At 48.2% G+C, this 13,552-nt stretch carries 12 protein-coding genes; 4 read left to right on the top strand and 8 right to left on the bottom strand.

What is annotated here, in order from left to right:
- Positions 1-13: 13 nt before the first annotated feature.
- Positions 14-1,135, bottom strand: coding sequence for a response regulator aspartate phosphatase (locus VP472_RS01525; RefSeq protein WP_146276062.1), 1,122 nt, complete (start codon positions 1,133-1,135; stop codon positions 14-16).
- 109 nt (positions 1,136-1,244) lie between these two features.
- Between VP472_RS01525 and VP472_RS01520 the strand changes: the two genes are divergently transcribed.
- Positions 1,245-1,748: a peptidoglycan L-alanyl-D-glutamate endopeptidase CwlK gene (locus tag VP472_RS01520; RefSeq protein ID WP_146276060.1), complete on the top strand. Its 504-nt coding sequence runs from the start codon at positions 1,245-1,247 to the stop codon at positions 1,746-1,748.
- Here the strand turns inward: VP472_RS01520 and VP472_RS01515 are convergent.
- On the bottom strand, positions 1,745-3,103 hold the full coding sequence (locus tag VP472_RS01515; RefSeq protein WP_060563027.1) for a YcdB/YcdC domain-containing protein: 1,359 nt from the start codon (positions 3,101-3,103) through the stop codon (positions 1,745-1,747). The genes VP472_RS01520 and VP472_RS01515 overlap by 4 nt on opposite strands.
- A 200-nt stretch (positions 3,104-3,303) precedes the next feature.
- A complete protein-coding gene (locus VP472_RS01510) occupies positions 3,304-4,704 on the bottom strand; it encodes a YcdB/YcdC domain-containing protein (RefSeq protein WP_146276058.1) in 1,401 nt (466 codons plus the stop codon).
- 128 nt (positions 4,705-4,832) lie between these two features.
- Here VP472_RS01510 and VP472_RS01505 point away from each other — a divergent pair, with 128 nt between their 5' ends.
- Positions 4,833-5,828 (top strand): DUF5105 domain-containing protein, encoded by a 996-nt coding sequence (locus VP472_RS01505; protein ID WP_123117589.1) that lies wholly within the window; start codon positions 4,833-4,835, stop codon positions 5,826-5,828.
- Between the two features lie 43 nt (positions 5,829-5,871).
- Here the strand turns inward: VP472_RS01505 and VP472_RS01500 are convergent, their stop codons facing one another.
- From VP472_RS01500 to VP472_RS01485, 4 genes are all read right to left on the bottom strand, one after another.
- The gene (locus tag VP472_RS01500) at positions 5,872-6,804 is read right to left on the bottom strand and encodes an aldo/keto reductase (RefSeq protein WP_070081327.1); all 933 of its coding nucleotides are present in this window, start codon (positions 6,802-6,804) and stop codon (positions 5,872-5,874) included.
- A gap of 130 nt (positions 6,805-6,934) precedes the next feature.
- Entirely contained in the window at positions 6,935-8,005 is a 1,071-nt protein-coding gene (locus tag VP472_RS01495; RefSeq protein WP_003156670.1) for a helix-turn-helix domain-containing protein, read from the bottom strand.
- 137 nt (positions 8,006-8,142) lie between these two features.
- Entirely contained in the window at positions 8,143-8,787 is a 645-nt protein-coding gene (locus tag VP472_RS01490; RefSeq protein ID WP_070081325.1) for a lipase EstA, read from the bottom strand.
- A 196-nt stretch (positions 8,788-8,983) separates the two neighbouring features.
- On the bottom strand, positions 8,984-10,099 hold the full coding sequence (locus tag VP472_RS01485; RefSeq protein ID WP_077721752.1) for a type II asparaginase: 1,116 nt from the start codon (positions 10,097-10,099) through the stop codon (positions 8,984-8,986).
- 177 nt (positions 10,100-10,276) lie between these two features.
- On the opposite strand from VP472_RS01485, the gene VP472_RS01480 reads away from it, so the two are divergent.
- Together VP472_RS01480 and lmr(B) are read left to right on the top strand one after the other, a co-directional pair.
- Positions 10,277-10,843 carry a transcriptional regulator LmrA gene (locus VP472_RS01480; RefSeq protein WP_070081323.1) on the top strand — a complete coding sequence of 189 codons (567 nt, stop codon included), beginning with the start codon at positions 10,277-10,279 and terminating at the stop codon, positions 10,841-10,843.
- 36 nt (positions 10,844-10,879) lie between these two features.
- A complete protein-coding gene (lmr(B), locus tag VP472_RS01475) occupies positions 10,880-12,319 on the top strand; it encodes a lincomycin efflux MFS transporter Lmr(B) (RefSeq protein ID WP_146276055.1) in 1,440 nt (479 codons plus the stop codon).
- A 35-nt stretch (positions 12,320-12,354) separates the two neighbouring features.
- Here lmr(B) and VP472_RS01470 read toward each other — a convergent pair whose 3' ends face one another.
- Positions 12,355-13,482, bottom strand: coding sequence for an aminotransferase class V-fold PLP-dependent enzyme (locus tag VP472_RS01470; protein ID WP_146276054.1), 1,128 nt, complete (start codon positions 13,480-13,482; stop codon positions 12,355-12,357).
- Positions 13,483-13,552: the final 70 nt, after the last annotated feature.

Genomic DNA, 13,552 nt, shown 5'->3' with positions numbered 1-13,552 from the left:
GTTCTTTTTTTCATTATGCGTAGTTGTTCATTTGCAGCCTTTTTTGCACGCCGACAAGCCTGCTGAAAAAATAAGATGCCGCTTTGTAGTTCTCCCGTTTATGAAAGAAATGAGCCGCGTCCTGAAGCAGTTCCTCTGTGTCAGCCAACAGCTCCTTTGATTCCAGGATGTCAAAATACTCTTTGAGCGAATCCTGTCCGCCTTCCCCCTGATAAAGCTCTTTAATCAGACGGAATTTCGTCATATAGATCTCATCTTCCCAATCCGCCGCGCTTCTCATGCCCCGCGCGCAGCTGGCGGCGGCTTCACTGTATTTTTCCGTTTTAAAGTAGATATGTGTGAGTGAAAAAACAGCCTGGATGACCTGCCGGAAGCTGTGTGCTTCAAATCCGGCAGCCGCCCGTTCAAAATCCTCCGCCGCCTTGCAAAAGTCACCCAGACTGTACATACAGTGCCCGATATTATAATAGGCCGCAGCAATCATATATTGATCATCAAGCCGCTCCGCGTGCTCCAAGGCGCATTCGAGGTATTCCAGCGCTTTTTTATGCTGCTGGGCGTCCATCAGATTTCCGGCAATGATAAATTTGCACTGCACCCTTCTCATTCCGTATAATTCATATTTCTTGTAAATATCAAGCGCCTGTCCCGCGTAATTCATCGAAAAGAAAGTCTGCTTGATATGATAGTACACCTCAGAAATTTTATACAGAAACTCGGCTTTCTCTATGTCATCTTCCACATATTCAAGCTTTTCCTCAGCCCGCTTATAATGAGAAATCGCTGAGATGAAGTTTTTCTGCTTAAATTCATACATTCCTCTGAAATAGTAAAAATAATATTCCAGTAAGCCGGTCAGCTTTTGCTGGTTCATCTCAATCTCAGTGAGCATTTCAGAGAACGGAGGCTGGCAGTCGCCGTCTTTCATGGGTTTTAATTTATCCAGCATGATGCGGTGCCTAAATTCCATCAATGAAAAATACAACAATAAATCCTGATTTTCTTCCATATCTTCGAGTTCATATTGAATCTCCCGCTTCAGCGCTTCAGCTTTATCGGCTTCAAACGCGCGGATCAGCTTATACCATTCATTCATCTTAACGGCCACTTCTTCAGATGGAATCTTGGATTTCATAGATTTGCCTCCTTCCTCCGGCTACTAATTATGTTATATTTTATCATAGCAAATTTATGGCAGTGAGCAAACAAAGATTTTAATCAATTAAAGAAAGAGAGAATTCACCATGAAACTACCAGTCAGAATTGCACTGCTTTTGATCCTCTTCTTTTCCGCAGACCTATGTTTTTCCTATGTGCAGAAAGAACTGAGGCCGCAGACGGCATTACAAGATAGAGCCATTCCAAGCGCTCTTCATCCGCTCGTGAAACAGAATGCGGAGCTATTGCGGACGGCCGCTCTGAAAAAAGGCATCACCGTCGTTATCACAGAGGGTTTCAGATCAATTGAGGAACAAAACGAATTGTACCGTCAAGGACGTTCAAAAAAAGGAAATATCGTCACCTACGCAAAAGGCGGGGAATCTTACCACAATTACGGCCTTGCGATCGACTTCGCCCTGCAAAAAAAGGATGGAAGCCTGATTTGGGATATGACGTACGACGGAAACCGAAACGGCACGCCCGATTGGCTTGAGGTCGTATCGATTGCCAAAACGCTCGGTTTTGATTGGGGAGGCGATTGGAGAGGCTTTAAAGATTATCCTCATTTACAAATGATCCCTGGCTAATAAAACCTTTTCTTTTTTCGCTTTTGCGCATCAATGTACGGAGGATAGACCGGCCTGTACACAAGCTTATATCCTTCATTGCCGGACGGCGTAAAATCGCGCTGCCACTCCAGCCGCAAATGGAAATCGGATAAAAAAGCGGCCTTCGCTTCTTCGGGAGTAACGGCCGGCACCGGATTGATCTTCTCCAGCTGCTCCGGGTCAATGTCAGGCGCCATGTAAGCTTCCACAAGCCCCGTTACGGGACTGACAAGTATTCTCGCAGCGCCGAACCGCAGCGGAATATCCTGATGCCATACGGAAAAATGGAAGCGGAACCTGCCCCTTCCGTCCGTTTTCAGCGGGTTCATTTTAAAAAACTCGTCCGCTCTCGGATAAAGCTTGTATAAAAATTGAAGCGCGACGGTCTCACACTCTTCCGCAGAATAAAAGGCCGGGCCCTGATGCTCAATAAAAGATTTAAAGGCTGTCATTTTCCCTGTCTTTTTGTCCGTTTTCATCTTCATTGTATTTTTGTTGCTGCTTTCAAAATAGCTTTCGATACTCAAATCTTTCCGTTCCGGAACCGACCCTTTCCGCCATGTCGTTCCGATCTCATCCCCGAGATCGCGCCGGCGCGTCTGAACCATATCCGAGGTAAACCCCATCAATTCATCCAGGCTGATTTCCCGTTTATGTTCAAACGCGGGAAGCGGTTTTGCCGGCTCATTCCTGTCTTCGCAAAGCTGCTGATCCGGCACGATATCATCTTCACCGGCCGGATAGCTGTAAGCCGGCAGAATCGGTTCATAGACGAGACGCGGTATTTTCTCAAAATTGACCACATCATAGACGAGACTGAATGTCAGCACACTCATATAATGCGAGACGACTTTTTCCCGATCGACAAATGTTTCCGGGACGGGCGCTTCACCCTTATCCCCGTAATAGATAAACTGCACGACGAAGCCGCTCCTGGTTACATCAACGAAAAAACCTGAATCGGGAAGCGGCCGGCCGAGCACTTTTTTTGTATAGATAAATCGGATGCACCCATTGCGTTCTTCCCTCGCCTGAAAGATGAAATTCATAAAAGTAAGCGGGCGGTGTCTCGCCGCAAACCGAAGAGCCGTCAGCTTTAATTCGGCGTCTGACAGCTGCATGTCTGAACCCGGACAGTCGTTGCGTGAGTATGTAAGCAAAGATCCGTCGTCGCCCAGCTCAATCGTTACCGTTTTATCCGGATGGTTACGATCTTTCCATATATAATAGGCTCTCGTTTTTTGTTTTTCATCATAATCTTCTATTTCAAGCTCATAGTGCGGCGGTATGTTCCCGATCTCCAGCGCTTTTTTTCTCAGATGTTCTTTCAGCAATGGGGTCATCCTTTCAGAAGAGTGTATAAAAAAGAACTGTTTTTAATTATATAAAAACGTCCTTATCCTTTTAAAGGGAAGAAAGTGCCTTTTATGTGTCTATTTTTAGCAAAGAGGGAAAAGAGCCGTATTCAGAGCGGCTGTTTCCCATACAAAAGTCACATTTCCCATGAAAGACCCGGGACGAACGCCCATGACCTTCAGCCTATTAAACTCGTGATCACTTCTCCCGTATGAGCCTCAATAAACCGCGGGAAAACCGGCTTATATACGAGCCTGTACACTTTTCCGCAGCTGCCGTCTTCGTAACAACGATCCCAAGCGAGCTCGGCTTTGATGGCCCGGCGGATCGCGTCCTTCGCCTCTTCCATTGTCAATGAAGGAACGGGATCAATTTCCTCGAGCTCTTTCGGATCAATTTCCGGCGGCATATAAAACGTGACAAGACCCGTCTTTTTGCTGACGCAGATTCTCCCCTCTCCGAATCGCAAATCAACGCCGCCTGAACAAGCCTTATATGTAAGTCCCACGTTTTCTCCTTCATCATCCGGCTCATCATATTGAACCCGGAAATACTGATCCGCTTCCGGAAACATGGCGAACAAAAAGCGGATGGCCATGTGATGGCATTCTTCCTCGGAAAACTCCGGTTCGCCTTCACTTTGTATAAATGACATTACCCCGGTGAGCCGGCCCGATTCTTTATCATACCTTGTTTTCAATACATGTTCATTCCGCTCTTTTAACAGACTTTCTAAGCTTTTATCTTTCCGTACGGATTTTGTTTTTTCAGGACGCCAGGCAATGCCGATGCGGCCGTCCCCAAGATCGCTTTCCCTCTCTTTATAAAAACCGTCGTGCAGCCCGATCATGTCATTGATGCTCATCTTTTCCACTTCAGGTGCAGGGCATGAAATCGGGACATACGGCAGCGTGCCGTCTTCCAGCTCTTCATATTCGTCTATTTCTGCATTCTCTTCCTTCAGGTCAGCCGATATCGGCCGCGTCGGAGACACGATTTCATAGACGAGATGGGGCTTGTCATCCCCCTGCACATAGACGGACTGATGCAGTACGGTGAACAACAGCTCCGCTTCAATATGTTTGACAAAGTGAGCCAATGCTTCCCGCTTGTCCGCAATTGTTCCGGGTCTTAAGAGATTATCGGCCTTCCCATGGTAAGAAAAGCCGGTTACTTCCCCTGTCAAAGACAGGTCGACGTAAAACCCGGTCAGCGGAAGCGGCAGACCGTCAGCCATCTGAACATAGGAATATCTCACATCACCATCATTGGCGGAGCCGCTGTTTTCCAATTCGAACTCAGCCAATGCCCCCGGACGATGGGTTTCTAAAAACGCCCGCATCCGTTCTTCTATGTCCGATTCCGAAAGAGCCGGCAGATCAGTCCGGAAAGCCGGACGGGATAAGGATTTCAGTTTTCCGTCCCGGTCTAGTTCAACCATGATGCCGGCTTCCGGATCATTCTTATCTTCCCACCAAAACAAAACCTCATCTTCCTGGTATTCTTCCACATTACTCTCGTAGCGGGCAGGTACGTTTCCGATCCGGAGAGCCAGCTGTTTCAATTCTTCTTTTTTCATCATAACACTTCCTTTTCTTCCAAAAATATTGATGATTACCAAGACTCTTTTATACAAAACTAGTATAATTAACCTGTCTGTCTTCATGACTATTGAATTAATCATTATAACAACAGGGGGTAAACCAGATGTCCATCAAAAAAATGAGCGCCGTGTTTTTCATACTGCTTCTCACGGCATTTACCGCCGCATGCAGCAGCGAAACGAGCGGCGGCCAGGAAAGCAGCACGGCGAAAGTGAAAATAAAAGAGACGGCATGGGCCGCTTCAGACGATACTGAACATCCGGCCGCGCTGAAAGTAACGGTCACCGTCAAAAATACGGGCAAAGACCCGCTTACCGTCAAAAGCAGCGACTTCTCGCTTTATCAGGATGACGCGAAAACAGCGGCGGCCGATAAGGATGACCAGATGCAGAGCGGCACGCTTCATGCGGGCAAGACAGTGACGGGCAATCTGTACTTCACGGCTGACGAAGGCAAATCATATGAATTGGTATATCAGCCGCAGGCAAAAGACGCGAAGCCTTTATCTTATAAACTGAAAGTCAAAGGCACAGCCTCAAACGCAAAACCTGACCCGGCGGACGCATTATCCGCATACATTGATGTGATGCTGTACGGCAAGCACAATAAAGATTTCACCCGCCTGACCGGTGTAAATGAAAAAATGACGGCCGCCGCATATCAGGAATCGGCGAAAGCCAGCTTTATCGCTTCTGCAGGCATTTCACAAGAACAGGCGGATTCAAAAGCCATTTCCGCTATTATTGAAGCCATGTCATCAGCGCTTCGGGATAACACAGAGCTCAAGGTGCATACCAAATCCATGTCAGGCAAAAAAGCCGTCCTTGAAGCAAAAGTGACGCCGCTTGATATGTCTCCGCTTGCGGGCCAGCTGCAAGACCGCGTGCAAGACTATGCCGGAAAGCACCCCGATGCTGATGAAAACGAAATTGTCAGCCACCTGCTTTCTGTCTATCCGGAAGAGTTTATGCGCCTGAAACCGGCTTCTTCTTCCGTAACAAGAGAAATCGAGATGAAGAAAAACGCCCGCGGCCAGTGGTATCTGGATACAGACGCGGATCTGGAAGGATTGACAGAAGCGTTTTTGAAAACGTCCTGACAGCAAGAAAGGAAATAGCGCAGGCTATTTCCTTTTTTTATTTTCACTTGAAGATGTCACTGATATATTGAACCTCATCCTCGGTCAACTGCACATCAAGCGCGCCCAGATTGTGTTTCAGCTGGCTGGGGCGTTTGGCTCCGGGAATGATCGCATCCACCGCCGGCTGCGACAGAAGCCACGCGAGTGCGATATGCGCTGTCTGCGCCCCTTTTTCTTCCGCAACGGACCGAAGCTTATCCACTCGCTCCAGGTTTTGGTGAAAAGCTTCTCCCTGAAACGGCGGCCTGTTTTTTCGGCTGTCCTCAAAGACTGTGTCTTTTGTAAACTTTCCCGTCAGCAAGCCGGAAGCAAGCGGAAAATAAGGAATAAAAGAAATGCCGTTCTTTTCACAATAAGGCAGCAGATCATGCTCCGCCTCACGCTGAATCAGTGAATATTCCGATTGAAAAACCTCTAAATAACCGTCGGCGTTAAACTCCTGCAATTGCCGGAAGCTGAGATTGGACGCGCCGATTGCTCTGATTTTCCCTTCGTCCTTCAGTTCTTTTAGCGTGCCCGCCACTTCGGAGAGCGGTGTTTTGCCGTCAGGGAAGTGGACGTAATACAAATCAATTACGTCTGTTTTCAGCCGCTTCAGGCTGTTTTCCGCCTCACTCCGGAGAAATTCACGGCTGTTGTCCAGCTCGATTTGTCCGTTGACCTCTTTGTGCGCGCCTTTTGACGCAATCACGAGGCTGTCCCGCACGCCGCGCTCTGCAACAACTTCACCGATTAACTCTTCGGAACGCCCCAAACCGTATATAAACGCCGTATCAATAAAATTGACGCCGCCGTCCAACGCTGTGCGGATGAGTTCTTTTCCCGTTTCATCATTAAGATTCGGAAACAGATTATGTCCTCCGACCGCATTAGCGCCAAAACCGATACGCTTTACCCGTAAATCCGTCCTGCCCAGCGTACGTGTCTCATCCATGGCTCAGGCTCCCTTCCTTTTATCGCTCTGTTTAGTATTAGATAACCGGTAAGAATTATCCTGCCCCGAGAGCATTTCTGCAGAAAAAACCTTGAAAAGCATGTGCCCTTCAAGGTTTTTTGGCTGTGTATTAAGATGTCAGAGCTGCGGCGAAGCGTTCGGCTTCATCCGTGAGAGCACCCTCAATTTCCTTATAACGGCTGGAAATCGTTGAGGCGCTGACGCCGTACTTCTTCGCCAGCTTAGCTTGAGAAACGGACGCGCCGTTCAGAGAAATACTGTTTACGTAATATTCGACCGCCGCCGCGAAAGCTTCCGGCTTTCTGATCGTCGGTGTTTTTTTGACACAGAACGTTTTCCACAGGTCAATAACGGCCGGAACCAGCTCAGCCGGGTATTCATCCCCGCTCAGGCCTTTTTCAATAGCGTCCGCCGTTTCCTTCTCCATGTCGTTCGCCCACTCTGTCTGTTTTTCTTCAGCAGCCTGCTCAGGCTCTTCCGCCGTTCCTAAAAGAGCGGCCAGCACAGTGTCGAAGTCCTCCTGCATAAAGCGCTCAGGCGATTTTCCTTCCGCAAGGGCCGGGGCAGCCGCCTTTTTCACTTTGCTGATTAGAGCTTCGGTCCGCTTCACAGGGAAGATCGTAAACTGCATGAAGAACTCCGCTTTTTCCGCTTCGTGGATCGGATAGCCGAGAATCAGGCTTCCCGCCGGCGGAAGATCCTGCTGGCTGACGTCCATTTCCACTTTGAATTGTTTTTTCGTCATCACATCTTCAAAGTGAATCATTCCTTCTTTCACATCTTCAAGCACCATAACCGCTGGTGTCATGCTTTTCCATGATTCAACGATTTCCCGTGTTTTCGGGCGGTTGATGCCGCCGGCTTTTTTCTGAAGATATTCTTCAAAAATCGTCTTGCCGCCTGCCAGCGGACGGAAGAAAATTCCCCAGATGCCGAGGTTGAAGACTCCGATGTCTTTAGTCTGTCTGTCCAGCTCCGTAATGAACTCATGCTGGTTAATAAATGATGATATGCCGTCTCTATGTGCTGTAAAGGCGTACTCCATTAAGCTTTCCTGAATCTGTTTCGCTTCTTTTGCCGCGATGTCTGCCGGAATGGCAGCTTCTTTGCTTCCGCAGCATTTTTTATATTTCTTCCCGCTGCCGCATGGGCAAGGGGCATTTCTTTTCACTTTTCCCACAATAAACCCTCCGAATTCTGATATAACTTTATTATTTTAACAAAAATAACTTCAGAGGGCTTGGTTTACGGCGAAAAAAGAATATGGAAGAAAAAAAGACCCCGGGATATTCTCATTCTCCGGGGGCTTTGAAACTGTTAATTTGTATTTTGTCCGCCGCCATTCAGACCTTCTTTAATCAGCCCGTTTACTTGGCTGTTCATCAAAAGTCCGATGTGTCCGACACCGTGAATCTGCACGTTTTTCCCGCCGATCAGTCGTGACAGCGGGTTCAGGACAATCAAGTCCGCTGAGCTGTAAATCGATGTATATAAAATCTTTTGGTTCGGATCAGTCCCCGGAAGCGCCCGGTTGGTCACAAGGCCGTTCGCTCCGCCGAGTGTGACGACGTTTGCGATTTTGTCTCCGCCGTCAAGATTTTTAATGTAATAGAGCGTGTTGGCGCCGCCCATGCTGTGCGCGACGATATCGACTTTTTTCGCACCTGTTTCGCTGAGCACTTTTTTCACGTAATTGGACAGTCTCGGCGCATTGTGTCTGTTGTTTCCGGTTTTGTCTAAGAAATCAATGGCGTACATCTCTTTTCTTGACCAGCCTTGGGATGCCAAATATGTTTTGATTCCCGCGAAGTTAAAGGACGCCCCGCCGATTCCGTGGACCATGACAACAGGGTTATGCCCTGAGGAGGCTTTCGATACGGTCGGCTGGAAGGCAAATACGGAAATGACGGACAGCATGCAAACTGTAAGAATCGCTAGGATTTTGCTTTTGATTTGTTTCATGAACTTTCCTCCTGCTATGTAATATTTTTGCAATTTTCATTCTATTAGAGAAGGAAAGGAAAAAATAGTGTATTTTTTACTGTTTTCAACAATTGAAAAAGAGGCGAAAAAATGAGAAAGACGCCCCTTTCCCGAAAGCACCCCTATGCTTTAATACGTCATACCGAAAAAGGAGAGAACACCCGGTTCTCTTCTCCTAGTACTCATTGAAATAGGTTTGAATCCGCTTAGGATCATGCGTTTTTGTCAGCGCGAGCATGAGAAGAATCCGCGCTTTTTGAGGGTTGAGAGAGTTTGAAGCTGTCAAATGGTCTTTTTCATACTCTCGATTAGGTGTTACCGTTCCGTTTCCCGTTCTTGTGGAACGGACGACCGCCAGCCCGCTTTTGACCGACTTTACGGCGCCTTTTAGCGCCGCATCAGACATTGAGCCGTTTCCCGGGCCTGCAAAAATAATGCCTTGCGCCCCTGATTTTGCGGCGGCTTCAAAGAGATAGCTTCCGTCATTTTGATAGCCGTATATAATATCGACCTGCGGCAGTTTATCAAGTTTATCTATCTTGAAATCTGTATCCTTCGTATGCTTTCGGGTGATGATGTTATTAAAATAGACGTCATCAGCAATTGTTCCGATATAACCCATTTCTTCCGATTTGAAAGTGTCGGTCGCGGTTGTATTGGTTTTTGTCACATAACGCGCCGAAGCGATTCTGTCATTTAATACGACAAGCGTCCCCTTGCCTTTCGCCTCAGGCGCAGCCGCTGTTTTTACCGCGTTATATAAGTTGGACGGCCCGTCCGCTCCGATCGCCGTGGACGGCCGCATTGACCCGGCGACAACAACGGGCTTGTCACTTTTGACTGTCAAATTGAGAAAGTAGGCGGTTTCCTCAAGTGTGTCTGTTCCATGTGTAATGACAATGCCGTCTGTATCATCAGACTTGAGCAGCTTGTTTACCCGTTTTGCAAGTTTCAGCAGTGTCTCGTTATTCATATTCTGGCTGCCGATATTCACAACCTGTTCTCCGCTCACATGCGCGACCTCTTTTATCTCCGGAACGGCCTGAATCAGGGCATCAACTCCGATTGCCCCCGCCCGGTACTCCGTAGCGGACGTCTTCGAAGGAGCAGCGCCTGCAATTGTGCCGCCGGTGGCAAGAATTTTAATATTCGGAAGTCCGTCTTTTTTCGCAGAGGCTGCGGCTGCCATCTGGGGCGGTGTTTCTTTCGTTTGAGGAGATTGGGAGCAGCCGGCCGCGATGAAGAGCAAAGCCGTGATAAATGTAATGAAGGGCATGAATTGTTTTTTCATTCTTTTCTCTCCTTTTCTTTATTTATGAAGATTTTCCTCTCACCGGTCAACGCGCTTGTCAGGCAACCTTCCGAAGAAAATAACCGTTAAAAATTCTTGACACCGTCATGCGAAATCCAGATAATAGACCAGTCACTATATTTTAAATTTGTCACAAATCAGTAAGGTGGGAACATTATGAGCTATGGAGATTCTCGTGAAAAAATCCTCGCCGCGGCAACCAGGCTGTTTCAGCTTCAGGGGTATTACGGCACGGGACTGAATCAGATTATTAAAGAAAGCGGTGCGCCGAAAGGTTCTCTTTACTATCATTTTCCGGACGGCAAAGAGCAGCTCGCCATTGAGGCTGTCAATGAAATGAGCCATTATATCCGTATGAAAATAAAAGAAAGCCTTGATGCCTATCCTGATCCTGCGGAAAGCATTCAAGCGTTTTTACAGGACTTATCAAGCCAATTCACATGTCCGGAGAATTTTGAAGGGTTTCCTGTCGGTTTACTGGCTGCCGAGACTGCTTTAAAGAGCGAAAAGCTCCGGCAGGCCTGTCAAAGCGCTTATCAGGAATGGGAGAATCTGTTCGCGGGCAAATTAAGATCAGCTGGTTTTTCTGATGAGAAAGCGGCGGAAATCAGCACTGTTTTAAATGCCATGATAGAAGGCGGCATCATTGTGTCCTTAGCCAAAAAAGACAAAATGCCGATCCTCCATATTTCTAAACAAATCCCCAACCTGCTGAAGACATAAAATACGAGAGACATGTACGTATAGAAAGAGAGGAGAATGATTTTGGAAAACGCTCAGCCTTCCAAACAATATAAAGTCATGCCGATCATGATTTCTTTGCTGACGGCAGGGTTTATCGGCATGTTCAGTGAAACGGCGCTGAATATCGCCCTGACTGATCTGATGAAGGAGCTACATATCACTCCTGCGACCGTCCAGTGGCTGACGACGGGCTATCTGCTCGTTCTCGGTATTCTTGTGCCGATATCAGGTCTGCTTTTGCAATGGTTTACGACGAGACAGCTGTTTATCGTTTCACTCGCTTTTTCCATTATCGGCACGCTGATTGCAGCGCTTGCGCCGAGCTTTCCGTTTCTTTTGGCGGCAAGAATCGTGCAGGCTTTAGGAACCGGGCTGCTGCTGCCGCTGATGTTTAATACAATCCTCGTCATCTTCCCGCCGCATAAGCGCGGAGCGGCGATGGGGACGATCGGGCTTGTCATCATGTTCGCTCCTGCGATCGGTCCGACATTTTCAGGGCTTGTGTTAGAGCATTTGAACTGGCATTGGATTTTCTGGATTTCCCTGCCGTTTCTTGTGTTGGCTCTTTTATTCGGCATCGCCTACATGCAGAACGTGTCTGACATTACAAAACCGAAAATTGACGTGCTTTCCATTATACTGTCTACGATCGGGTTCGGCGGCATCGTATTCGGATTCAGCAATGCGGGCGAAGGATCAGACGGCTGGTCAAGCCCGACGGTTATCGGTTCGCTCACTGTCGGCGCGATCGCGCTCATCTTATTTTCCATCAGGCAGCTGACAATGAAGCAGCCGATGATGAATCTGCGCGCTTTCCGCTATCCGATGTTTGTTCTCGGTGTCGTGATTGTGTTCATCTGTATGATGGTTATCTTATCGACAATGCTCCTATTGCCTATGTATTTACAAAGCGGACTGATGCTGACGGCGTTTACGTCCGGGCTCATCCTGCTGCCGGGCGGTATTTTAAACGGCTTTATGTCTCCGGTGACGGGGCGTCTGTTTGATAAATACGGGCCGAAGTGGCTTGTCATTCCCGGGTTTGTCATCACGGCAACTGTGCTTTCGTTTTTCTCAAACATTAACGGCGCTTCAACGGCGCTTCTGATTGTCGCGCTTCATACATGCCTGATGATCGGTATTTCCATGATCATGATGCCGGCGCAAACGAACGGCTTAAATCAGCTGCCGCCGGAATTTTATCCGGACGGAACAGCCATTATGAATACGCTCCAGCAGATGGCCGGCGCAATCGGCACTGCGGTGGCGGTCAGCATCATGGCTGCCGGCCAGAAGAATTATATGAGCACCGCGAAAAACCCGAATGATCCTTCCGCATACTCTCACGCGCTGATTGCGGGCGTCCAGCACGCCTTTATCTTCGCGATGATTGTCGCCGTTGTCGGCTTGATCAGCGCTTTCTTTATGAAACGGGTCAAAGTGAATCATTCATAAGAAAACAGCAGGCTCCCCGTGAGTCTGCTGTTTTTTTATATACCGCGCGCTTCAGCCAGTTCATCAATCGCATAGATCAGATCGTCAGCCGTGTTATAGAAATGAGGCGCCAGCCGGATGATTTGTCCGCTGGGTGCGCATACGATGTTTTTCCGCCTCAACAGCGCAGCCGTTTCCGCCGCTTTTTCATCCCGTATGGAAATCATGCCGGGTCTGTCATCGGCAGACGGCGGCCCTGTGAGATTCAGTCCTTTTTCAGAAGCGTATTCATACGCAAATGCGCTGAGTTTTTTTACTTCTTGGTGAATACGGTCTGTGCCGGCATCGTTTAATAGAGATAAAGCCGCCTGTGCCGCATATATGCTGATAAATGCCGGGGTCCCGGTCTCAAAGCGTTTGGCTCCGTCCGCATAAGAAAAACGGGTTAAATCCGGCATCGACGCCCGCTGCTGCCCGAACCACCCGGTGACTTTCGGCTTCAGCCGTTCGGCAAGTTCCTTTCTGACATAAAGAAACGCCGTTCCCGGTATGCCGAGCATATACTTTCTCGCGCCCGCGGCCAGCATGTCAACTCCCCATTCTTTTACATCAATCGGGATGTGCCCCGCAGATTGATAAGCATCGACAAAAAGAAGCGATCCCTTCTTTGCGGATATCTCGGCAATGCGCTTCATATCCTGGACAAACCCCGACGTATATGACACATGGGGCACACAGGTGAAAAGCGTCTGCTCCGATATGTACGTCTCATACCGCTCTAACGGGATCATTCCATCTTCAGACGGCACGACTGAAAGCTCCATCTCAGTCTGTGCCTTCAAAATGTGGGCGATCGCAGGAAAATCCAATTCCGTATACACCGCCTGTTTCTTTCGGCAATCCGTTAAAGCAGAAACGACGGCAGAGACAGCAGCCGTTACTGAAGGTAAAACGGCGATTTCTTCAGGATGGGCGCCGATCAATTTCGCAAATTCACACCTTGCCTGCTCCGTACGTCCAATGGCTTCTTCCCAGTTTCCGCCATGCTGAAGCAGGCTTTCCTGATAGTCATTGACCGCTTTTGAAACCGGCAGGGCAAGAGCGCTTTGAGAGCAGCTGGCGAGCATCGTATGTGTGCGGAGCGCCGGAAATAAAGATCGGTATTGCACCAGAGGCGAATTCAAGACATGTTTCCCCCTTCGGCAGGAATATATGTCCATTATAGAGTATGGTAAAAAGAAAAGGAGGGTTTTA

The organism is Bacillus sp. MT(2024), from assembly GCF_036362845.1.
GTDB classification, from domain to species: domain Bacteria; phylum Bacillota; class Bacilli; order Bacillales; family Bacillaceae; genus Bacillus; species Bacillus velezensis.
Note: the sequence above shows the minus strand (reverse complement) of the source record. Positions and strands in the feature narration are given on the sequence as shown.